The sequence below is a fragment of the Rhizobium lentis genome, assembly GCF_014200175.1.
Taxonomy (GTDB): domain Bacteria; phylum Pseudomonadota; class Alphaproteobacteria; order Rhizobiales; family Rhizobiaceae; genus Rhizobium; species Rhizobium mulingense.
Genome location: NZ_JACHBD010000003.1, coordinates 341526 through 362614, shown reverse-complemented (window position 1 = coordinate 362614; position 21089 = coordinate 341526). Strand labels below are relative to the sequence as shown.

The following is a 21089-nucleotide window of genomic DNA, read 5'->3' as shown; positions in this document are numbered from 1 at the left end:
CTATCTGGCCCCCGGCCGAACCCAGGCATAGCCGAGTGCGAAATTATCGCCCTGGCGGCCGAAATAATAGGGAAGCGACAAGGCGCCGATCTCCTGCGGCGCGATGCCCGCCGCCGTCAGCGCCGATGAAAACCTCTCCGGCATGACGGCATCCGCCGCCGTCGCCGTCTTCTTGCCGCGCCAGACGATCAGCACCGGTCCGCCTGCTGTCGTGTAGGCCGGAATGCCGGCAACGGGAAAATCGGGGATGACGACGGGCACATGGGGAAGCTGCAGACGCATATTCCCGGCGACATAGGTATCCGAGGCAATCACCAGCGCGGGTTCGGCCTGCCGGGTCATTTCGCGGGCGAGATCGGCCATCGGCACATTCGGTCGGCTATAGGTGCCGATCAGCCCGGCGCCGACCACACGGAAGCCGAGCGCGACCAGCACACAGGCCATCAGCACCGGCACGACCGGCCGGAAGCGGCGCAGCCCGGCGGAAAGATCGAGCCCGGCCGCCTTCATCTTTGCCAGAAAGTAGATCGGCAGCACCAGCAGGAACGGATCGAGCCAGCGCTCGCGCACCGTAGTGGAACCCGTGAACAGCACGATCAGAAGGATTCCGGCGAGGCTAGCAAGCATCATCCGCTCCATCATCCCGGTCCAGCGGTTTCCGGATGAAAGCATCAGGACAAAATCCCGGCGGAAGGCGGCGGCGAAAATTGCGATCGGCAGTGCTGCAAAGGCGAGGATGGCGACGACAAAGGCGAGAATGCCTTTGCCGATCCGCACGATGCCGGCGGGTTCGTTGCCGGCGGCCATCTTGACCAGAGTGTCGGAGGAGGCGAATTCGAGATTGCCCTGCAGCCAGATCGCGTGCGGCAGGACGATGATGAGCGCAACGGCGATTGCGATAAGCATGCGCCAGTCGAGCGCCCTGCGCCGCCATTCGGCGTCAGGCAGGATGGCAATCAGCGCGACCGCCGGCATCAGCGCAAAATTGTACTTCGAGATCAGCCCGATGCCCGTTGCAAGGCCGAGCAGAAGGTAGCTGCCGATGCCTGGCCGGTCGAGCGTGCGGAAGAAGCCATAGAGGAACAGGGAACTGGCGAAGAGCAGCGCCGTCGTGTGGGTCAGATCCTGCTGGGCCATGTAGGAGACCTGGGGCAGGGTGATCAGCGCCAGCATGCCGACGGCGGCGAGCGCCTGGTCCTTCAGTGCTTCGCGCCCGGCAAGGCCATAAAAGAGGTAACATAGGAAGAGCAGGATATTCTTCGGCACGATCAACGCGCCGATCGACATGCCCGTCACCGAAACGACGGCATATTGCATCCAGTTATAGAAGGGCGGCTGCGGGCCGTAGCCCGCCAGCAGATATTGCGAGAAGAAGGACTGCTCGGCTTCATCCAGCTCCAGCGAATGCGGAAGCGCAAGTCGCAGCCCGACGTTCAGCACGAAATAGGCTGCGAGCAGCAGACCCGCGATTCCGATCGTCCTGGTCGCGCGTTCCAGCATCGTGCTGCCGGCTTAGGCTTGGCTTTGATCGTCGAAGATCTGCCGCACGATATAATTCGGAGAGGCGTCGTCACGATAATAAGTGCGCGCGATCATTTCCGCCAGAATGCCGGTGGTGATCATCTGCACCGACGACAGCAGCAGCACGACGCCGACCATCAGCATCGGTCGCGTGCCGATATCATTGCCCATGATGAACTTGTCGAAGCCAAGGTAAAGCAGGATCAGCATGGCGACGGCGCCGAGACCGAGACCCAGCGAGCCGAAGAAATGCCCCGGCCTCGCCTTGTAGCGCATGAAGAACATCACCGACAGCAGGTCGAGGATGACGCGGAAGGTACGCGAAATCCCGTATTTCGAAACGCCGTGCTCGCGGGCATGGTGGGTGACGGCCATTTCGCCGATGCGCGAGCTCGGCACGACACCGGCCACCCAGGCCGGGATGAAGCGGTGCATTTCGCCCATCAGCTTCACCTGCTTGATGATCGAGGCACGGTAGATCTTCAGGCTGCAGCCGTAATCGTGCAGCTTGACGCCGGTGATACGGCCGATCAGGTAGTTGGCGCACCAGGAGGGTATCTTGCGCAGGAACAGACCGTCCTTGCGGTTCTTGCGCCAGCCGACCAGGAGGTCGAGTTCTCGCCGCTCGAGCTCCGAGACCATCGCAGGAATGTCCTTCGGATCATTCTGCAGGTCGCCGTCCATCGTCGCGATCAGCCGGCCCTGGGCGGTATCGATGCCGGCCTGCATGGCGGCGGTCTGGCCGAAATTGCGCTGCAGCTCTACGATCCTCAGCGCCAGCCCCTCGCGCCCGACGTATTTGCGGGCGTTGACGAGCGTCGCATCCGTGCTGCCATCGTCGACGAGGATCAGTTCCCAGCGATGAGGATATTGGGACATCGCTGCAAGGATACGTTCGACCAGAGGGCCGACGCTTTCCTCTTCGTTGAAAACGGGCACGACCAGCGACAGCTCGAGCGATTGTACCGGATCATTCGTGCCGCGAATGGGCTCTACCGTTGTCTGCAACTTTCATCTCCAAAAGGCCGGCGGCCTGACAGTCCTTACTGCCGCCACCGCGCGTATGCGGAAGCCTACTACATGAAGTGTCCGCCCGTTGCCAGCGGGCAATGCCGGTTTCCCTCGCTCCAGCTGCCGCAACGCTATTGCGCGCCGCCCTTCACCCAGGAGTAGCCTATGGAGAAGGTATGTTTGCCGTCACCGAAAAGATAGGGCAGCGTCAGGGTATTTATCTCTTTCAGATGAATACCCGATTTCACGAGATCGTTGGCGAAGCCGGGGGAAATGGTAGGGTCGTTTGCCGTTTCGCCGCGCCAGACAACCAGCACCGGCCCCTTCGCAGCCGCATATTCGGGAACCCCGGGGCCGGGGAAGAACGGGATCACGACGGGAACGTCGGGAAACTCCAGCTTCATATTGCCCGCCACGAACTTGGTCCCCGCCACGATCAGAACCGGTTTCCGGGTCGCGGTCAGTTCGGTCACGAAGTTCGCGAAGGGGACGTTCGTTCTCGTATAGGTGCCGATATATTGAATGGCGACGATCCGTAGCAGCAGGATCGACAGGATGACGATCATGAAAACCGGCACCACCGGCCGGAAGCGTGCAAGGCCGGCGGAGAGATCGAAACCTGCTGTCTCCAGTTTCAGGAACAGATAGATCAGCAGGACGAGCAGGCACGGGTCGAGCCAGCGTTCATGGATGTCGCTCGCGCCGGCAAAGACGACGATGCCGGCGAAGGCGAGCAGGCTGACAACCATCATCCGCTCGATCACCCGGATCATCGGACTGGACGAAGAGAGCGCACGGAAGAAATCCCGCCTGAAGGCAGCCGCGATGAGAACGATCGGCAACGCGATGAAGCCGAGCACTGCGATGACGAGGGACAACAGCCCCTGTCCGATGCGGGGGAGGCCGGCTGCAGCCTCATGCTCGGCAGTCATCCGCTCCAACGTCGGGGCCGAAGCGCTGACGAGGTTATCGGGCAGCCAGAGCGCATGCGGCAGAACGATCAGAATGGCGATGACGGCCGCCGGCAGCAGGCGCCAGTCGAACAGGCGGTTGCGCCACTTCCAGTCCGGCAGCACGGCGACGAAGGCGGCAAACGGCAGGATGGCGAAATTATACTTGGAGATGAGACCGATGCCGGTGGCAATGCCGATGATGAGATAACTGCCGGTCGTCGGCTGGCGCAGCGTCCGGAAAAAGCCGAAGAGGAAGAGCGAGGTCGCAAACAGCAGGGCAACGGTATGGGTGAGCTCGCGCTGCGCCATCAGGCCGACCTGCGGCAGGGTGATCAGGCTCAGCATGGCGATGGGCGGGAGCAAACGGCTCTTCAGCACCTCGCGGGCAGCCAGACCGTAGAAAAGATAGCAGCCGAACAGGATGATGTTTTTGGGAACCGAGAGCGCCCACATCGTGATGCCGGTCACCGAGACAATGGCGTACTGGATCCAGTTATAAAAGGGCGGCTGTGGGCCGTAGCCGGCCAGAAGATATTGCGAGTAGAATGATTGCTCTGCCTCGTCGAGATCGAGCGTATGAGGCAATGAGATGCGGAGCAGGATGTTCAGCAGGAAATAGACTGCCAGAAAAATGCTGGCGCTCTTGATGCTTTTGGTAATGCGCTCCAACATCGATCTCCAAGTCAAGCCGGCAAGGCCTCGCCATCTGTCGGTCCGCCGCGCGGATCGCCGGCTTGAGGCGATCCCGTCACCGTCATCAACTCCGCCGTTGTGCGCAACCTTCATTTCTCCTAAAACGCCGGGGACGGAACCGAGGCCCATGCCGACGCCAAGCGAGGAATGCCTACTACATGAAGAGTTCGATCGTTGAAAGCCAGCAGTCCTGGTTTATGCGCAATCGCATGACGGCGCTGACGGTCGTAATTGTCGCAGCCTATGCGCTCTTCGTGCAGTGGTTCTGGGGGTGGCCCGTCATCATCAGCCAATGGGCCGATGTCGGGGCAGGTCCCGTGATCGGCGCGCTCGTGGCTCTGACGGGTACCTATTTCCTGCGGACCTGGCGCATCTACGACTATTTTCCGACGGAGACCGCGGGCCGGTTTGCGACCCTGTTCCGGGTCACGCAGATCCACAATCTCCTGAACATCATGCTACCCTTCCGGACCGGCGAGACCAGTTTTCCTCTGTTGATGCGCACTGAATTCGGCATTCCGCTGACGCGCGGGACCTCGGCACTCCTAGTCATGCGGCTGCTCGACCTGCATGCTCTGCTGGCGGCCGCCGGCATTGGCTTTGCGCTCGCCGCAGCCGATGCTCTCGTCGCATGGTCGCTTTGGGCGGCCTTCCTGCTGCTGCCGGTCGCAGCCTTCGCCGCGCGCAAGCCGCTGTTGCGCGTCGCCGCCAGGCTTCTGCCTGCAAAGGCGCAGAGATTGGTCGTCGAGATCGAAAACGGCTTGCCGCTCGATGCCGCAGCCTTTGCGCGCGCCTGGGCGATGACCATCGTCAACTGGCTGGTGAAGGTGATCGTGCTCGCATGGGCGCTCGGCCTGATGGGCGTGTTTCCCATGGCGGCCAGCTTTGGCGGCGCGCTTGGCGGCGAACTCTCCTCCGTCCTGCCGGTGCATGCGCCGGGCGGGGTCGGCACCTATCCGGCCGGCATCACCGCCGGCGCCATTGCGCTCGGAGCGTCGAGCGAGCGGGCGGCACTCGCCGTGCTGGCACAGGCGAGCGTCAATGCCCATCTGCTGATCATCGTTTCGGCGCTGACGGGCACAGCGATCTCACTGCCGCTCGGACGCCGCGGCAAGCGCTGAAATCCGCTTTCGGAGAAACGCCTGCTCCGGCTCCTGCCGGCAGAGCGACAAGGCCGTCTGGTAGGCTGCAATCGCCTCCTCCCTCCGGCCGAGCCGCCGCAGGAAATCGGCACGGGCCGAATGGGCAAGATGATAGGCCTGCAGTTCCTGGCGTCCCAGAATGGCATCGATCAGATCCAGCCCCTTTGCCGGCCCCTCGGCCATCGAAATCGCCACGGCGCGGTTGAGCTCGACGACCGGCGAGGGCTGGGCCGCCAGAAGCAGGTCGTAGTAGAAGGCAATCCGCGGCCAGTCGGTTTGCTCGGCGGTCGCCACCTTCGCATGTTCGGCGGCGATCGCCGCCTGTACCGTATAGGTGCTGATCTCGTCTGTCCGCATTGCCTTGGCCAGGAGTGCCAGGCCTTCCAAGATCTTGGCGCGGTCCCAGAGCGAGCGGTTCTGATCGGCAAGCAGCACCAGCGCTTCCTCCTCGCTGCTGCGCGCGCTGCGGCGGGAATCCTGCAGCAGCATCAGCGCCAGAAGTCCGCAAACATCAGGATGCGGCAGCAGCGCCAGCAGCAGCCGCGCCAGCCGGATTGCTTCTCCGGTCAGGTCGGCACGAACGACCGCGTCTCCTGAAGAGGCGGAATAGCCTTCGTTGAAGACGAGATAGATGACATGCAGCACCCGGTCGAGCCGCTCGGGTAGCGCCTCGCGGCCCGGCACTTCATAAGGGATGTTCGCGGTCCGTATCCTGCCTTTGGCGCGCACGATCCGCTGGGCGACCGTCGGCGCCGGGATGAGGAAGGCATGGGCGATCTCTTCGGTGGTCAGTCCGCAGATTTCCCGCAGCGCCAGCGCCGTTTGCGCATCCGCCGGGATCGCAGGGTGGCAGCAGGTGAAGATCAGCCGCAGCATGTCGTCCTCGATCGCTTCCATCTCGCCCATCTCCGTTGCGTCGACGCTGTAGAGGCTGTCCTCGATGTGCTGCTGCGCGGCATCGAAACGCGCTCGCCGGCGGATTGCGTCAATCGCCTTGAAGCGGCCGGTCGACACCAGCCAGCCGGAGGGGTTGTCGGGAATGCCGTCGACCGGCCATGTTCGTGCGGCCGCTGCAAAGGCATCGTGCAGCGCTTCCTCCGCACGGTCGAAATCGCCGAGCAATCGGATCAGCGTCGCCAGCACCCGGCGAGACTGGCTTCGGTAGATCTCCTCGATGACGCTTTCCAAGGGGCACCTCAGTTCGGGAGGGTGAGCGTTCGCACCGGTCTCAGTTCGACCGCGCCATAGCGGGCCGACGGAATTCGCCCGGCGATCTCCTTCGCCTTCGCTATGTCAGGCGCCTCGATGACGTAGAAGCCGGCCAGATGCTCCTTCGTTTCGACATAGGGGCCGTCGGTGACGGAGAGCCTATTGTTTCGAACCCGCAGCACGCTCGCCTGGTCAGGCATTTCGAGCGCATCCGAATGGATCATGAAGCCGTCGCGTTGCAGTTCCTCGTCGAAGGCGAAATGCGCTTTGATGAGGTCGACGCCTTCGTCAGCTGTCAGTCTGCCGTCGGTGTCGGCGCTGTTATAGATCAGGCAGATGTAGCGCATCGCTCAGCACTCCTCCTTGATCGAATAGGCCGGTCGCACCTCGATCGCGCCATAACGCGCCACGGGAAAGGTCGCGGCGATCGCGGTTGCTTCCTGCATATCCTTGGCCTCGATCAGCACGAAGCCGCCGAGATGTTCCTTGATCTCGGCGAAAGGGCCGTCCGTCGCCGTCACTTCGTTGCTGCGAACCCTGACCGTCACGGCTGTGGCCGGCTCGCGCAGCGCCAATGCGACGAGCAGGTGGCCACTGTCGCGCAGCCGATCATCGTTGATGATCGAATCCTTCGTCAGCTTTTCGCCTTCCTCGGCGGAAATTGCGTTGATCTTCGCGGTTTCGAACCAGACCTGGCACAGATATTTCATCGCCGTCTCCTCACGCGTCTTTTCCGAAGGAATGAATGGGCCGCACCTCGATCGCACCGAGCTTCGCAAGCGGGATGCCGGCGGCGATGCGGATCGCTTCGTTGAGATCCTTGGCCTCGATCAGGATGAAACCGCCGAGCGCCTCCTTCGTCTCGGCGAAAGGACCGTCCGTCACCGATGTTTCACCGCTGCGCACCCGCACGGTCACCGCCGATGTCGGCGGCTGCAGCGCCTGGGCGACGATCATGTGGCCGCTTTCGGCAAGGTCCTTGTCGTAGTTCAAGGAATTCGCGTCGAACTCGGCCTTCTCCTCTTTCGTCATCGCGTCGAGCACCGCGCCGTCGAACCAGACCTGACAGAGATATTTCATCGCAGACAGCCTCCTTGGGATGTTTCAATGACTCTGGACGATCGAGCTTCACACATTTCGACAGCGGCAGAAAAAATCTTTGTCGCCGCCGGCTGTCGAAATCGCAAGGCAGCACTCGACAAGGCTTCATCGAAACCTGTCGAGGAGAACGGCAATGAGTATTCTTGAAATCGCGCTCGCAAGCCAAATCTGGGCCCGCCGCCATGACAAGCGTCCCCAGGCGTTCGACGAAGGCGATGGGCTGAAGATTCTGCTGCGCACCGCTTTCACCTTCGTCGCCTTCACCCTGCTGATAGCAGGGCTGAATCTTGCTGCCGGCCGACCGCAGGTGGTTGCGCAGCACCCAGCGCCTGTCGTCGCAGGCCGATGAGGAAACGGCCTACAGCAATTCCGGTAAAAATGCGCGGTGGGTTTTGCCAGGCAAAGCGCGAAGCGCTTTTGCCGGAATTGCGTGAAGACAAAGAGATTTCCGTCGAAGAAACGGAAATCTCTATTGGAAGGCTGTCTCGAAGAAGCTGCGCAGCTTGCGCGAATGCAGGGCTTCCTTCGGCATGGCGGCCAGTTTCTGCACGGCGCGGATGCCGATCTGCAGATGCTGGTTGACCTGCGTGCGGTAGAAGGCGGTAGCCATGCCCGGCAGCTTCAATTCGCCGTGCAGCGGCTTGTCGGAGACGCAGAGCAGCGTTCCGTAAGGCACGCGGAAGCGGAACCCGTTGGCGGCGATCGTTGCCGATTCCATGTCGAGCGCTATGGCGCGTGCCTGCGACAGCCGCTGCACCGGCCCGCGTTGGTCGCGCAGTTCCCAGTTGCGGTTGTCGATCGTGCCGACGGTGCCGGTGCGCATGATGCGCTTCAACTCGAAACCCTCGTAGCCGGTGATTTCGGCGACGGCCGCCTCCAGCGCCACCTGCACTTCGGCGAGCGCCGGGATCGGCACCCAGACCGGCAGGTCGTCGTCGAGCACATGGTCCTCGCGCATATAGGCATGGGCAAGCACATAATCGCCGAGCCGCTGACTGTTGCGCAGGCCGGCGCAGTGGCCGAGCATCAACCAGGCATGCGGGCGCAACACGGCGACATGGTCGGTGATCGTCTTGGCGTTGGAGGGACCGACGCCGATATTGATCATGGTGATCCCGGCATGGCCCTTCTTTTTCAGATGGTAGGCCGGCATCTGCGGCAGGCGGGCAAGTGTCGCATCCGTATCCGGCACGCTCGAACCGGGCAGGGTGACGATATTGCCGGGCTCGACGAAGGCGGTATAACCGTCGCCGCCCTCGGCCATCAGCTTGCGCGCCCAGCTGCAGAATTCGTCAATATAGAACTGGTAGTTCGTGAATAGCACGAAATTCTGGAAATGCTCGGCATGCGTCGCCGTATAATGCGACAGCCGGGCGAGCGAATAATCGATACGCTGGGCGGTGAACGGAGCAAGCGGTGAGGGCTCGCCCGGCGGCGGGATATATTCGCCGTTGGCGATCTCGTCGTCGGTGGTGTTGAGGTCCGGCGTGTCGAAGATATCGCGCATCGGGACGTCGACGAAGGCGGAGGTCGCTGCTTCCACATGCGCGCCCTCGCCAAAGGCGAAGTGCAGCGGAATCGGCGTCGTCGATTCCGAGACGATCACTGGAACATTGTGGCTCTTCATCAGCAGCGACAGCTGCTCCTTCAGGTAATGCTTGAAGAGCTTCGGCCGCGTGACCGTCGTCGTGTAGATGCCGGGCGCCGTGACGTGGCCGTAGGAGAGGCGCGAATCGACATGCCCGAAGCTGGTCGTCTCGATGCTCACCTGCGGATAGAAAGCGCGGTAGCGCGAGGCGATCGGAGCGCCTTGGGCAAGCTCGGTGAAGCTCTCGATCAGGAAGGCCGTATTGCGCTCGTAGAGTTCGGTCAGCGTGTCGACGGCCTTGGCGGGATCATCGAAGCTCTGCGGCTGGAAAGGGGGCGGAGAGGAAATGTCGAGGGGCGACAAAGGGGAGATTCGTTTGTTCATGACGCATTATAGAGAGTTGTTTTTGACAAGCAAACGACGTGCGCCGACGGAAATCGATTTTTTATCTTCTTCCGTGTCTGTACCGTTCACCGCACCGTCGGCGCGCAGAAGGTCCCGTTTCTCTCCAGGCAGGTATAGCTCGCACCGAAATGCGACTGCGTGCCGCCGCCGCCCTCATGCACAACGACCGCCGAAAATGTGATCGCGAAGATTGCTGCGAACAGCGTGATGATGCTGAAACGTCTTGCCAGAATGTAGAGGTTCATCTCATGCCCCGATGCGCAACCTAACCATGACATGAGTTTTGCCATGAGACGGCTGAACGAGTGCTGAGATGCCGGTTCATCCACCGTTCAGCTTGCGGGGCAGGGTTGAAGAATTGTCGTGACGATTGGCGAGCTGAGAAAGCTCCGAGGCATGCCGGCATTTCGGCCGGCATGATTAGGCCGCTTTGGATATTTGCTGTGCTGGCCTTATCGCATCAGAGCCGCGTCCAGGTCTGCGACTTGCAGAGGACTTTCAAGACACAGCCCTGCATCCGCAGCGAATTGCCGGAAACCTTGCCCGAGCCGCTATAGGTCTTGTCGGCGGCCGGATCGGTGATCTCGCCGGCGTAGCTGCCGCCGGTACCGGCAAGCCTGCCGATCTTCCGACCGCTGTATTTGCCGGTTTTTAGCGTCACGCAGTAGCTGCCGCCGCAGGCCGCGATCACCGCCGTTTCGCCCGAGGCGGTTTTCCAATTGCCAACGATCGGCTCTTCGGCATGCGCGGTACCCGCGATCACGGCGATGGCGCCGGCGAGAATGAAGCTGCGGATCATCTTTTCCTCCCTGATGTCCTTTGACCGGCCGCGAAAATAACTGACGCGAACGTAAAGGTAAATACAGGGTGATCGCTATCGCCGGAGATCGCCGAAAGCTGGAAAAAAGCGAAAGGTCGAGGCTCTTAAATCTGTCGTCTGCTGATTTCATGATGAACGATCGGTTTATTTTCGAATCTGAATCTTTCGTAAAATTCGAACGAAAACCCTTAAGCTCCAAGGCATCCGATGTTTAATAAAAACCCAATTTTACCAAGTGTTTGCACTTTGTTTGTCTCAAATTAATCATGGATTTTAGGCGTTTTTTGAAGGCGGTTCGGCATAGTGAAGCCATCAAACGAGCGGGGCAAACCCGCCGAAACTGAAGGGCTGCAAGCCGCAATAGACGGCAAGGTCCGGAGGTAAAACAGGGTAAGTCATAAACAGGCTAACAGGGATAAAACCGATGGCACGCTTTGAAATGCACAATGCTGAAACGGCCACCATGGGTGGCGACAACAGCGCCGATGTCTTCTGCGAAATGGGTCTGATGTATGCGACCGGCCGCGGCTGCGCCGTCGATCTCGTCGCTGCCCACAAATGGCTGAACATTGCCGCGATCAAGGGTAACGACCGCGCCGCCGAGCTTCGCGCCGACGTGGCCGCCACCATGAACAAGATGCAGCTCGTGGAAGCGTTGCGCGCTGCCCGCGAATGGATGACGGTTCACTGAAACCGTCTCCTGCTGGCGCTTCGACAGAAATAACAACCTCGAAAGAGGGGCGGGCGGGGCGTTTGAAACGCCGATGCCGGGAGAAGAGCACCGCGGCCGGATACCGGCCGCGGTTCTTCGTTTAATTATCAGCATGATGTCGAACGAAAACCGCTCACATGTTTCAGCATCATGCTTGATCAGCCGATCGCCTTCAGCACCTGCGGCAGCGCTTCCTCGAACAGCGCCATGTCGGTCTCCGGCCCGACGCTGACGCGGATGCAGCGATTGAGCGGCGCCACACCGGGCATGCGGATGAAGACGCCATGCTCCATCAGCCCGTCGACGATCGCCCGCGCATAAGCGCCGTCGCGGCCGGCGTCGATCGCCACGAAATTCGTCGCCGAGGGCAGCGGCTCAAGGCCGTTTGCCCGGGCGATGCGGCCGATGCGCTCCCGCGCCGCATGGATCCTGCGGACCACCTCGGTGAGATAGGCCTGGTCCTCGAGGGCGGCGAGCGCGGCTGCCGTCGCCAGCCGGTTCATGCCGAAATGATTACGGATCTTATCGAAGGCCTGCGCCGTGCCGGGCGTCGAGATAACGTACCCGGTGCGGGAGCCGGCAAGGCCATAGGCCTTGGAGAAGGTGCGGGTGCGCACGATGTTCGGCAGATCGATCAGCGAAGCGATCGACGGCAGCGAATTTGCCGGTCCCGTCTCGCTATAGGCCTCGTCGAGCACCATCAGCGTCGTCTCGGGCAGTGCCCGGGCGAAAGCGACGATGCTGTCGGCGTCCCACCAGCTTCCCATCGGATTGTCGGGATTGGCGAAATAGACGAGCGGCGCATTCTCGCGCCTGACGGCCTCGAGCAGCCCGTCGAGATCCTCGCGGTCATCGACATAGGGCACGGTCACCAGCCGGCCGCCGAAGCCGGCGACATGGAAATTGAACGTCGGATAGGCGCCGAGCGAGGTGACAACCGTCGCGCCGGTTTCGATCACCAGCCGGACGATCTGGCCAAGCAACTCGTCGATGCCGCCGCCGATGGCGATATTGGCGGAGGAGGTGCCGAGATGAGCGCCGAGCGCTTCCCTCAGCGTGAAATTTTCCGGGTCATTGTATTTCCAGATATTGCCCGCCTCCTCGCTTATCGCCGCAAGCACGGAAGGGGCCGGGCCGAAGCCGTTCTCGTTGGCGCCGATGCGTGCCAAGACGGCACGTCCGCGCTGGCGCTCGATGGCCTCGGGGCCCACGAAGGGAACCGTGGAGGGCAGGGCGCTGATGAGGGGCGTAAAGCGCGAAAAGGCGGACATGCGAAGGCTAGTTCCCGGACATGTTGACGGTTGACGCAACAATAGGCCGGGGTACGGCCAAGGCAAGCCAGATTATTTCAACAGCTGACCGATGGGCGACGCCTGCGGGTGGAACATCGGCGCACGCCGTGCATCGAGCGCTTCCATGTTGCCGACAAGGAAGTCGGTGCGCACCACGCGGCGCAGAACCTCGGGATCCATCAGGTTGATGAACCGCACGCCGATGCGTTCCTTGCGACGGTAGACCTCGGCACAGCCGATCCGATAGGCGAGGCCGAGAATGTTGAGATAATAATGTTTCGGCAGACCGGCGGTGGTCGACACGATGAAAGTGGCGCCGCCTTGCGAGATATCGATGATCTCGGCGCTTCGCATCGATACGCCGGTGAGGCACGGCCGGACGGCGACGATACGGGCGGGGCGCTTGACGTGGAATTCTTCCCAGCGCAGGTCGTAGATGGCGGATTTGACCGTGGCAAGGTGTGTGGCGCGGAGCATAGTCATCTTGCATTCTCCGTCAGGCAGGGCACAGTTGGGGTTCTTGCTCTGGTGCAAGCTGATCTTGCTCCGGCCAAGGTCACATGAATGTTTTGCGCATTCGTCAAATATAAAGGGACAATTTTAACGACTTTCAATTTTGTTCCCAAGCGGGACGCCCCGATGTTCACAATCGGGACGGGGCCGTCAGCCCGACACCCGTTTCATCCGAGATTTCTGAGGGCGAGATATGCGTCGGCCAGCGGTCGGCGCCGCAGCTGCCGGACAACATCGCCTGCACAAATCGCCGCGGCGGCGAAAGACGAGAAAACAGCGAGGCCTGGAAACCGGACCGCCGCTCCAATCGATTTCCGGCGCCATTTCTCGAACTCTTTCAACGGCCGGACGTTCTGTCTTGATCGATGAAGCACAGCGCGCTTCGATGAGGACAGCGAGGAGTTGAAGATGACCGACTTCAGAATTCCTGGGAAAACATGGGTCGTAGTCTGCAATGGAGCCAAGGCCCTGATCATGCAGAATGCCGGCGATGCCCAACTGGTGAACCTCAAGGTGTTGGAAACCCTGACGCAGCCGAACGAGCCCGATCGCGAGATCGGCGCCGACAAGCCTGGTCGCAGCCATGCCGCCGATGGGTTCAGCCGCAGCGCTGTCGAAGAGACCAGCTGGCAGGAGCAGGCCGAAGCTCAATTCCTGAGACATGTGGCGGAACGAATGGACGAGCTGACCCAGGCAAAGGATGCACACCGCATCGTCCTCATTGCGCCGCCGAAGGCGCTCGGCACCTTGCGGCCGGCGCTCAGCGCCGAGACGCAGGCGGCGATTTCGGCGGAATTGGCGAAAGACTATACCAATCTGCCGATCGACGAGATCGAGCGACATCTCGCCGCCTGATCAAAGGCATTAAGAGAGCGCGGACTGGCTGGCGCGCACTTCTTGTTCCCCTCACTCCGACGGCCTCTGCCCGGCAAACAGATCTTCATGGTCGGCAAACAGGGCTCCCAGGCGGTCGATGACGATCCTGACCTCCGGCCGTTGCCGCTCATCGTCATGCGCGACGATCCACATGTCGTAGGTCAGATCGTCGATGACAGGCCCGGCGCGCACGAGCTTGCGCTCCTGATCGCCGATGAAACAGGGCAGTACGCCGCGGCCGGCTCCGCCCCGGATCAGGTAAAAGAGCATATGCGGCGTGTTCGTCCAGCTGGTGATCCAATAATCCGGCTGTTCGAACGTCCATTTGTCCGCCGGGGTAATCGCGGTGTCGGTGCCAAGCGAAATCCAGTTGCAATTGGTCTGCGCAAAGTCGGCCGCCTGGTAAGCGGCATGGGCGACTTTGACCGAACGGCGGATCGCGACGTTGCCGCTGTCCGGCCGGCTATGGCGAATGGCGATATGCGCCTCGCGATAGGTGAAGTCGACGCTCGCATCACACGTCTTGTAGCACATGCGGAAACTGTCCTTCGGCGTCCAGACGCCGGCCAGATGGTCGGCAATGAAGCGCAGGGTCCAGCTGTCGGCGGCCGTCGAGACGATCGGCAGCATCAGCACCTCGTCGCGCCAGTCTGAGATCGCCTGCGCCGCATCCTGCATTCGCCGGACGCGATCGAGGAGCTCCTGACCGTCCTTGGCCAGAAGGTAACCGGTGGGCCCACGGCTGAACAGCGACCGCCCGGTCACCCGTTCGAGCGCCAGCATGCGCCGGCCGATCGTCGGCGCGCTGAGGCCGGTGCGTGTTGCCGCCGCCGAAAGCCCGCCGCCGGTCGCAACATGGAAGAAGAGTTGCAGATCGTCCCAGCTCGCATCTTTCATGGATGAAAACCCCCTTTCCCCGGCGCCTCTACATAGCCAGCGCGTGAAGGCCTAGCTCAAGTGCTCCAGCAATAGATGGAGGATAGGCAATGCTTCTCAACTGGGTCGTTCTCTTCGAGGAAGTCGAAACTCGCAAACGCCGCATGCGCCGCGATCCCATGGCCGATCCGCTCGATGGCCCGGAATGGCGCGGACTTCTCTGGATCATCCCGATCATCGCGTATCTCTCCTCAAGAAGAGGCGAGACGAGGCCACGCCGCGATAAGGCACGGATTGAAAGAAGCTTCAGGTTTCGAAGCTCAGTCGCAGCACGTGGTGCAGGAATTCCGGATTGAGCAGCATGTTGAAGCTGACCGTCACCAATTCGCCTTCGCGCTTGACCATGGTGGCGCCGATCTCGTCGTGAATGCCGAGGATTTCAAGAAAGAAATGGCTCGGCATCTCCAGGCCCGGGCTGACCTCGAGTACCGCGCCGGCCAGCGTGATCGTCCGAATCAGGCACCGCACCTGCGTTCCGGTGCTGAGGTGATGGCCGACGAAGATGATGTTGCCGGGCCTGCCGAGGTTGAATTCCCTGTAAGCACGTTCCGGCTTGGGGTGTTCTGTGTCGAGGTGCATCTGAAAGGCCCTTTTAGCCTCCGCTATCATATGAGAAAATTAACACGAGATTACTGATAGCTGCTGAAGAACATCGTTAAGTTTGAAGTCTTCTTGGGAGATTGCCGGAAAATCGCATCGATTTCTGGCAGTGTTGCTCCAAATTTGTTCATTCCCGGTGCATATCGGCCATCCTTGACATGTCGGCGGCATTCGCGCATACAAACTCCCGGTTCGAGGCACCGGCCGCTCGCGGATGAAAATCCATGGTGAAGTCTTCGCGATCATGGTCACGGCCCCTTGGTGCATGCTGACTGACGGCAATGCGAGCTCCCATCCACAGTCGAAGAGCATGCCTTTTGCAAAGGCCCACTCCATGACGACGACCTATCCCGGCATTGACGAATTGAAGGCCCAGGCCAAACGCCTGCGCCAGGCGATGAACGATCGCCGCACCGCGCTGACCCACAGTGCGGCGCTCGAAATGATCGCCCGCCAGTACGGCGCGCGCGACTGGAACACGCTGGCGGCGCTGGCGGCGAAACCCAATGCGGCTGCGAAGACACCCCTTTTTGTCGGGGCGCACATCCGCGGCCGTTATCTCAATCAGCCGTTCACCGGCGAGGTTCTGGCGCTGTCGGCCCTGCCGGGAGGCGAACTCCACAGGATCACCATCCATTTCGACGAAGCGGTCGATGTCGTGACCTTCGAGAGCTTTTCAGCCTTTCGCCGGCGTGTGAGCGCGCAGATCGATGCCGACGGCGTCTCGCCGAGGAAAACCTCGAACGGCGTGCCGCATTTGGTGCTCGATCTCTAAATCACTTTTGATTCTTGAGGCCATCTGAATCCGGATGATGTCACCCCGGATCGGAGCTCGCCATATTGTACGGATTTCTCCATGACCGATCTTTCCCAGGGCAATGCTTTTCTCACCGGCTGGTTGCCGGGCGTCTTCATCAGGACGGCGGTGCCGATCGTCGCGATCACCACGCTCAACGGCCTCTTCACCGTCGTCGACGCCTATTTCCTCGGCGCCTATGTCGGCCCTGATGCGCTCTCCGCCGTCAGCCTGATTTTCCCGGGCCTGATGCTGCTGATCGCCCTGCAATCGCTCGTTTCGAACGGCATGGCGAGCATCCTCGCTCGCCGGCTCGGGGCCGGCGATCGCCAGAGCGCGGGCAGGGTATTTGCCGGCGCCCATACGCTGGCGCTGGCCGTCACCCTGGTCCTCAATATGCTCTACTGGACCCTCGGCCGCCAGATCATCGATACCGGTGCCGGCACGCCCGCCGTGGCCAATGGCGCCATGCTGTTCATGGGCACGATGATTGCCTTTGCGCCGGTGAGCTTCTTTCTGTCGCTGCATCTCGACGGATTGCGCTGCGAAGGCAAGATCGGTTTCATGACGCTGGTGACGCTGTCGGCCTCGCTGCTCAACATCCTCGCCAACTGGCTGTTCATGGCCGTTATGCATTGGGGTGTGCTCGGTTCGGCCGCCGGCTCCATCGCCTCGCAATTCGTCTGTCTCGCTGCCGTGCTTGCCTATCGCTGGCGCCGGGCGGCGGCACTCAGACCTTCTCGAGGATTGGCCCTTGCCGAGTGGCGCGGCATCGCCGCCTTCGGCGCGCCGATGAGCCTCGGCTTCATCGGCATATCGCTGGCATCCGCCGCCATTCTCGTCAATATCTCGCTCTGGAGCGTGGCAGATTATGTCGCGACGGTCGCCGCTTACGGCATCATCACGCGGATCATGACCTTCACCTATCTGCCGCTGCTTGGCCTCAGCGTCGCCCTGCAGACGATTGCCGGCAACAATCACGGTGCCGGCCTCGGGCGTCGCGTCGGCCGCAGCTTGCAGATCGCCATGCTTTCGGCGCTCGTCTATTGCAGCCTGGTGGAGATCGCGGTCGAACTTTTGGCTGGCCGCCTCGGCGCCGTCTTCGTCGCCGATCCTGCCATTGTCGCCGAGGTTAGGCGTATTCTGCCCTGGACGATCGGCGCCTATTTTCTCTTCGGGCAGATGCTGATCCTGTCGTCCTATTTCCAGTCGATCGGCGATGCGCCGCGCGCGGCGATCTTTGGGCTGTCGCGGCCGTATCTCTTCACCTTGCCGCTTACCTTCCTGCTGCCCTTCGTTTTCGGCGAGCAGGGGATCTGGATGGTGCCGGTCTTCGCCGAAGTCGGCATGGTCGTTCTGGCCGTGCTGGTTCTGTCGCAAAACGCGAAACGTCACGGCTGGCGCTACGGGCTTCTGCCTGCCTGAGATGGCAAAGCTGCGCCGGTGCGCGGCCTTGCCGGATATTCTATTCCGTGTCTGCCGAAGCGGCCGATGTCGCGGCTTCCGCTTCGTTCAGCGCCGCGGCGCATTCCTGGCAGCAGACCTCGACGGTCTTGCCGCCGAGCTTGACGGTAATCGTCTCCGTGCCGAGTTCGCAGTCGCAGGCAGCGCAGGTCGACTTCTTCATTGGATGATCCTCCGGTTGATCGTCCCGGATCGGGACAGTCTTCATAAGATCATCAAAGACCGCATCGCCGCTGTCGAAATCTTTAGCGATCGATGTCGAACTTACCTGCGCCGCAATTGCGCCGAGCGCTGGAATTCGGCCGGCGTCTGCCCGAAGGACTGCTTGAAGGACGCGCTGAAATGGCTGTGGCTGGAAAAGCCGAGATCGAGGCGAAGCGCGGTCAGATCCTCGCACTGGCCGAGCAGATCGAGTGCGCGGGCAAGCCTGAGCCGCAGCTGATAGCGGTAAAGTGGCGTCGCCTCGACCTGCTGGAAGACCTGGGTGAGATAAACGGGCGAGACGCCAACCTCGGAGGCGATTTCCGAAAGTGTCCAGCGCCGCGCGAGATCGGAGGAAAGCACCAGCTTTGCCCGGTCGACGAGTTTCTGCCGGCCGGCGCTGGCGCCCGCCGTATGCGATGTGCGATCGCCGAGCGAACGGCGCACCAGCGTCAGCGCCAATGTTTCCGCCTCCAGCGTTTCGGCGATGTTGCGGCGGAGACCGTGACGCAGCAGAGCGACCAGCGCCTGCGCGCGCGGATCGATCCGGCGGCGCTGGCGGCGGAATGAAAAGGCCGCACCCAGCTGCACCTGGTCCTTCGGCGCGAGCTCTTCGAGCATGGATTCGTCAACCGCCAGATCGATGCAGGCATCGCCGCCTTCGATCGGGTGGCTGATCCGATAGCTCTGGCCGGCATTGAAGAACAGCATCTGATTGGCCTCAGCCACCGTATCGGCGCGGCCGACATGCCGCATGAAGATGCCGCGATAGGGGTAGACGAGGCTTGTCTTGTGGGCGCATTCCTCGTCGCTCTTATGCCGGCATTCGCCATTGCAGACGATGTCACGAATGGTGACGGTCTTTGTTTCCAGGAGCAATGTTGTTGAAAACTGCGACATCCTATATTCCCAGCCGGACAGGCCGCCGACAAGGCGACCCGTGGACAGTATCACGACTGATGCCTGTGTTCAGTAGCGGCTATAGACGTGAACGTCGCTTTCCGTCTGCCCCCGGGAAAGGCCGATATCCTTCAACTGATCGTCGGAAAGTTCCATCAGCGCATTGCGGTTGCGCCTTTCGCCGACCTTGCGTGCCAGCCAGCGGACAGCCGTAATTGCCGCAGGCAACAGGCCGCGCCCGTGATGCGAAGAACGGACGCTGCGGCCTGCTATGGTGATATTCGAGCTGTGCATGATGATCCTCCATTCTTGTTGAATGGAGGCAGTGAACCATCAGCGGCGGCTTGCCGCTGTCAGATTATTTAGCGATCGGAGGCGCGCTTATGCTTTCAGCAGCCATTCGTGCTCGGCGGCATTGTGGAATTTCCAGATGCGCTTCGGTCCGGCCATGACGTTGAGGTAGTAGAGATCGTAGCCGTGCGTTGCCGCGCAAGGATGGTAGCCCTTCGGCACCAGCGTCACGTCGCCGTCCTCGATCGCCATCGCTTCGTCCAGTGAACGATCGTCGGTATAGACGCGCTGGAAACCGAAGCCCTGCGGCGGGTTGAGGCGATGGTAATAGGTCTCTTCCAGAAAACTCTCGTTCGGCAGGTCGTCCTGGTCGTGCTTGTGCGGCGGATAGGAGGAGGTGTGGCCGCCGGGCGTGATCACCTCGACGACGAGCAGCGAATGCGCCGAGCTGTCGTCCTCCGGCATGATATTGTTAACGTAGCGCACATTCGTGCCCTTGCCGCGCGTCACCTGTGGATGCGTGCCGGGCGGAATTTCCTTCGCCTGGTAGGTGCCGCCGCCGGGCGCCGAGCAGACGGCGAGCTCGAGATCGGTCTCCGCCGTCACCGACCACGTCGATTCCATCGGGATGTAAAGTGCATGCGGCGCGCCTTCGAACGGGCTCATGCGGCCGCCGAGCGTGCCGAAATCCCTGGTGCCGGCCGATGCCTTGCCCTTGCCGGTGACCCAGACGAGGCAGATTTCCCGATCGCCGGTCTCTCCTGAAACCGTCTCGCCCGGCTTCAAGCGATGCAGATCGAAGCCGACATAGGTCCAGCCGGCATTTTCAGGGGTGACATGCGTGACGCGGCCATGCGTGCCGGACGGTTTCACCTTGAGGTTTGGCATTGGTGTTTCTCCTCGTACGCTACAAAATCCCCGCCCCAAACCCCTCCCCACAAGGGGGGAGGGCCTTAATCTGCGGCGCTGTCTCGCTCATGTTGCGACGTTCCTTTTGCAAGGTGGCGCTGTCTGGAGCAGGGCGGTGCCTCAAGTAAGTCCCTCCCCCTTGTGGGGAGGGGTTGGGGAGGGGTTTTCTTTTCCGTTATCCCTTGGGAAAACCTTCCGTTTCCACCGTATAGCCAGCCGCCGCCATCACCCGCATCAATTCCGCATGGCCGATCTCGGCCATCTTCTGCGGCGGCGCTTTGCGCGGATCCTGTTCGGCCTCGACGACGAACCAGCCCTCGTAGCCGTGGTCGGCGAACCGCTGGACGATGGCGCCGAAATCGAGCGAACCGTCGCCCGGGACAGTGAAGGCGCCGAGCGCTACTGCGTCGAGGAAGGACTGCCGGCTGCGGTCGAGCCCATCGACCACGGATTGGCGAATGTCCTTGACGTGGACATGATTGATGCGGGCATGGTGATTGTCGATGGCGCGCAGCACGTCGCCGCCGGCAAAAGCCAGATGACCGGCATCGAGCAGCAGCGGAATGCCTTCGCCCGAATTGCGCATGAAGGCATCGAGCTCCGGCTCGGTTTCGACGACGGCCGCCATGTGGTGGTGGTACGAGAGGGGCATGCCCTGCTCGGCGCACCATTCGCCGAATTCTGTGACGCGGCGCGCATAGGCCTTCATCTCGTCGTCGGCGAGGCGCGGCTTGGTCGCGAGCGGTTTTGAGCGGTCGCCCTGGATGGAGCGTCCGACTTCGCCGTAAACGATGCAGGGCGCGTTGACTGCCTTGAACAGTTCGATCATCGGCGCGATGCGGTCTTTGTTGACCGCAAGCTCCTCATTGACCAGCGTGCCGGAGAACCAGCCGCCGCACAGCGTCACGTCGGCGGCGCGCAGGATCGGCAGCATTTCTTCCGGGTTGCTCGGGAAACGGCGCCCTTGCTCCATGCCAGTAAAGCCGGCGCTGCGCGACTGCCGCAGGCATTCCTCCAGGGACACATCGTCGCTGAGTTCTGGAAGGTCGTCGTTCCACCAAGCGATGGGCGACATGCCGAGTTTGGCCTTCATCAACATTCTCCTTAAAGATAATGCGGAGGAGCGGTTCCGCTCCTCCGAAAAATGACAGCAATG

Annotated in this window: 27 protein-coding genes; 8 read left to right on the top strand and 19 right to left on the bottom strand. The window is 61.6% G+C overall.

The genetic code is table 11. The features are described 5' to 3' along the window. From GGI60_RS09920 to GGI60_RS09910, 3 genes are all read right to left on the bottom strand, one after another. Complete coding sequence (locus GGI60_RS09920) at window positions 1–1500, bottom strand: glycosyltransferase family 39 protein (RefSeq protein WP_183915226.1); 1500 nt, start codon at window positions 1498–1500, stop codon at window positions 1–3. A gap of 12 nt (window positions 1501–1512) precedes the next feature. Continuing rightward, entirely contained in the window at window positions 1513–2529 is a 1017-nt protein-coding gene (locus GGI60_RS09915) for a glycosyltransferase family 2 protein (protein WP_183915224.1), read from the bottom strand. A 134-nt stretch (window positions 2530–2663) separates the two neighbouring features. Beyond that, window positions 2664–4157 carry a glycosyltransferase family 39 protein gene (locus GGI60_RS09910; RefSeq protein WP_183915222.1) on the bottom strand — a complete coding sequence of 498 codons (1494 nt, stop codon included), beginning with the start codon at window positions 4155–4157 and terminating at the stop codon, window positions 2664–2666. Between the two features lie 179 nt (window positions 4158–4336). Here GGI60_RS09910 and GGI60_RS09905 point away from each other — a divergent pair, with 179 nt between their 5' ends. Then, a complete protein-coding gene (locus GGI60_RS09905) occupies window positions 4337–5299 on the top strand; it encodes a lysylphosphatidylglycerol synthase domain-containing protein (protein WP_183915220.1) in 963 nt (320 codons plus the stop codon). Here the strand turns inward: GGI60_RS09905 and GGI60_RS09900 are convergent. Genes GGI60_RS09900 through GGI60_RS09885 form a run of 4 tightly spaced genes read right to left on the bottom strand, consistent with a single transcriptional unit; the run spans window position 5267 to window position 7609 of the window. Continuing rightward, window positions 5267–6508, bottom strand: a complete 1242-nt coding sequence (locus GGI60_RS09900) for an RNA polymerase sigma factor (RefSeq protein WP_183915218.1) — start codon at window positions 6506–6508, stop codon at window positions 5267–5269. The genes GGI60_RS09905 and GGI60_RS09900 overlap by 33 nt on opposite strands. A gap of 8 nt (window positions 6509–6516) precedes the next feature. After that, window positions 6517–6876 carry a YciI family protein gene (locus tag GGI60_RS09895; protein WP_183915216.1) on the bottom strand — a complete coding sequence of 120 codons (360 nt, stop codon included), beginning with the start codon at window positions 6874–6876 and terminating at the stop codon, window positions 6517–6519. 3 nt (window positions 6877–6879) lie between these two features. Further along, the gene (locus GGI60_RS09890; protein WP_183915214.1) at window positions 6880–7239 is read right to left on the bottom strand and encodes a YciI family protein; all 360 of its coding nucleotides are present in this window, start codon (window positions 7237–7239) and stop codon (window positions 6880–6882) included. A gap of 10 nt (window positions 7240–7249) precedes the next feature. Beyond that, on the bottom strand, window positions 7250–7609 hold the full coding sequence (locus GGI60_RS09885; RefSeq protein ID WP_183915212.1) for a YciI family protein: 360 nt from the start codon (window positions 7607–7609) through the stop codon (window positions 7250–7252). 27 nt (window positions 7610–7636) lie between these two features. Between GGI60_RS09885 and GGI60_RS09880 the strand changes: the two genes are divergently transcribed. Both GGI60_RS09880 and GGI60_RS09875 read left to right on the top strand, forming a co-directional pair. Further along, complete coding sequence (locus tag GGI60_RS09880; protein WP_170964980.1) at window positions 7637–7777, top strand: hypothetical protein; 141 nt, start codon at window positions 7637–7639, stop codon at window positions 7775–7777. Continuing rightward, window positions 7764–7979: a hypothetical protein gene (locus GGI60_RS09875; protein ID WP_183915210.1), complete on the top strand. Its 216-nt coding sequence runs from the start codon at window positions 7764–7766 to the stop codon at window positions 7977–7979. Before GGI60_RS09880 ends, GGI60_RS09875 begins: the two co-directional genes overlap by 14 nt. Window positions 7980–8099: 120 nt before the next feature. Here the strand turns inward: GGI60_RS09875 and GGI60_RS09870 are convergent, their stop codons facing one another. The 3 genes from GGI60_RS09870 to GGI60_RS09860 all read right to left on the bottom strand — a co-directional run bounded on the left by GGI60_RS09870 (window position 8100) and on the right by GGI60_RS09860 (window position 10422). Beyond that, on the bottom strand, window positions 8100–9602 hold the full coding sequence (locus tag GGI60_RS09870) for an AMP nucleosidase (protein WP_183915208.1): 1503 nt from the start codon (window positions 9600–9602) through the stop codon (window positions 8100–8102). Window positions 9603–9688: 86 nt separating this feature from the next. Continuing rightward, the gene (locus GGI60_RS09865) at window positions 9689–9868 is read right to left on the bottom strand and encodes a hypothetical protein (RefSeq protein WP_183915206.1); all 180 of its coding nucleotides are present in this window, start codon (window positions 9866–9868) and stop codon (window positions 9689–9691) included. Window positions 9869–10083: 215 nt separating this feature from the next. Further along, window positions 10084–10422, bottom strand: coding sequence for a DUF2147 domain-containing protein (locus tag GGI60_RS09860; protein ID WP_183915204.1), 339 nt, complete (start codon window positions 10420–10422; stop codon window positions 10084–10086). A gap of 445 nt (window positions 10423–10867) precedes the next feature. Between GGI60_RS09860 and GGI60_RS09855 the strand changes: the two genes are divergently transcribed. Continuing rightward, window positions 10868–11134, top strand: coding sequence for an SEL1-like repeat protein (locus GGI60_RS09855; protein ID WP_038687885.1), 267 nt, complete (start codon window positions 10868–10870; stop codon window positions 11132–11134). Window positions 11135–11313: 179 nt separating this feature from the next. Here GGI60_RS09855 and GGI60_RS09850 read toward each other — a convergent pair whose 3' ends face one another. Continuing rightward, window positions 11314–12426, bottom strand: a complete 1113-nt coding sequence (locus GGI60_RS09850; RefSeq protein ID WP_183915202.1) for a pyridoxal phosphate-dependent aminotransferase — start codon at window positions 12424–12426, stop codon at window positions 11314–11316. 72 nt (window positions 12427–12498) lie between these two features. Next, the gene (locus GGI60_RS09845) at window positions 12499–12930 is read right to left on the bottom strand and encodes a PilZ domain-containing protein (protein ID WP_183915200.1); all 432 of its coding nucleotides are present in this window, start codon (window positions 12928–12930) and stop codon (window positions 12499–12501) included. 438 nt (window positions 12931–13368) lie between these two features. Between GGI60_RS09845 and GGI60_RS09840 the strand changes: the two genes are divergently transcribed. Beyond that, complete coding sequence (locus GGI60_RS09840) at window positions 13369–13815, top strand: host attachment protein (protein WP_183915198.1); 447 nt, start codon at window positions 13369–13371, stop codon at window positions 13813–13815. 51 nt (window positions 13816–13866) lie between these two features. Here the strand turns inward: GGI60_RS09840 and GGI60_RS09835 are convergent, their stop codons facing one another. Beyond that, complete coding sequence (locus tag GGI60_RS09835; RefSeq protein ID WP_183915196.1) at window positions 13867–14733, bottom strand: LysR family transcriptional regulator; 867 nt, start codon at window positions 14731–14733, stop codon at window positions 13867–13869. 89 nt (window positions 14734–14822) lie between these two features. On the opposite strand from GGI60_RS09835, the gene GGI60_RS31925 reads away from it, so the two are divergent. After that, entirely contained in the window at window positions 14823–15068 is a 246-nt protein-coding gene (locus tag GGI60_RS31925; protein ID WP_246720352.1) for a hypothetical protein, read from the top strand. Here the strand turns inward: GGI60_RS31925 and GGI60_RS09830 are convergent. Further along, window positions 15019–15351 carry a hypothetical protein gene (locus GGI60_RS09830; RefSeq protein WP_183915194.1) on the bottom strand — a complete coding sequence of 111 codons (333 nt, stop codon included), beginning with the start codon at window positions 15349–15351 and terminating at the stop codon, window positions 15019–15021. The two genes, GGI60_RS31925 and GGI60_RS09830, sit on opposite strands and share 50 nt — an antisense overlap. Before the next feature lie 355 nt (window positions 15352–15706). On the opposite strand from GGI60_RS09830, the gene GGI60_RS09825 reads away from it, so the two are divergent. Together GGI60_RS09825 and GGI60_RS09820 are read left to right on the top strand one after the other, a co-directional pair. Next, complete coding sequence (locus tag GGI60_RS09825) at window positions 15707–16147, top strand: glyoxalase superfamily protein (RefSeq protein ID WP_183915192.1); 441 nt, start codon at window positions 15707–15709, stop codon at window positions 16145–16147. 81 nt (window positions 16148–16228) lie between these two features. Further along, window positions 16229–17593 (top strand): MATE family efflux transporter, encoded by a 1365-nt coding sequence (locus tag GGI60_RS09820; RefSeq protein ID WP_183915190.1) that lies wholly within the window; start codon window positions 16229–16231, stop codon window positions 17591–17593. 40 nt (window positions 17594–17633) lie between these two features. On the opposite strand, the gene GGI60_RS09815 is transcribed toward GGI60_RS09820, so the two are convergent. The 5 genes from GGI60_RS09815 to iolE form a co-directional block, all read right to left on the bottom strand. Further along, window positions 17634–17795: a hypothetical protein gene (locus tag GGI60_RS09815; RefSeq protein ID WP_183915188.1), complete on the bottom strand. Its 162-nt coding sequence runs from the start codon at window positions 17793–17795 to the stop codon at window positions 17634–17636. 101 nt (window positions 17796–17896) lie between these two features. Then, the gene (locus GGI60_RS09810) at window positions 17897–18733 is read right to left on the bottom strand and encodes a helix-turn-helix transcriptional regulator (protein ID WP_183915186.1); all 837 of its coding nucleotides are present in this window, start codon (window positions 18731–18733) and stop codon (window positions 17897–17899) included. 69 nt (window positions 18734–18802) lie between these two features. Next, complete coding sequence (locus GGI60_RS09805) at window positions 18803–19027, bottom strand: DUF1127 domain-containing protein (RefSeq protein ID WP_183915184.1); 225 nt, start codon at window positions 19025–19027, stop codon at window positions 18803–18805. A gap of 87 nt (window positions 19028–19114) precedes the next feature. Then, window positions 19115–19912 (bottom strand): 5-deoxy-glucuronate isomerase, encoded by a 798-nt coding sequence (gene iolB / locus GGI60_RS09800; protein ID WP_183915182.1) that lies wholly within the window; start codon window positions 19910–19912, stop codon window positions 19115–19117. A 196-nt stretch (window positions 19913–20108) separates the two neighbouring features. Then, window positions 20109–21026, bottom strand: coding sequence for a myo-inosose-2 dehydratase (gene iolE / locus GGI60_RS09795; RefSeq protein ID WP_183915181.1), 918 nt, complete (start codon window positions 21024–21026; stop codon window positions 20109–20111). Window positions 21027–21089: the final 63 nt, after the last annotated feature.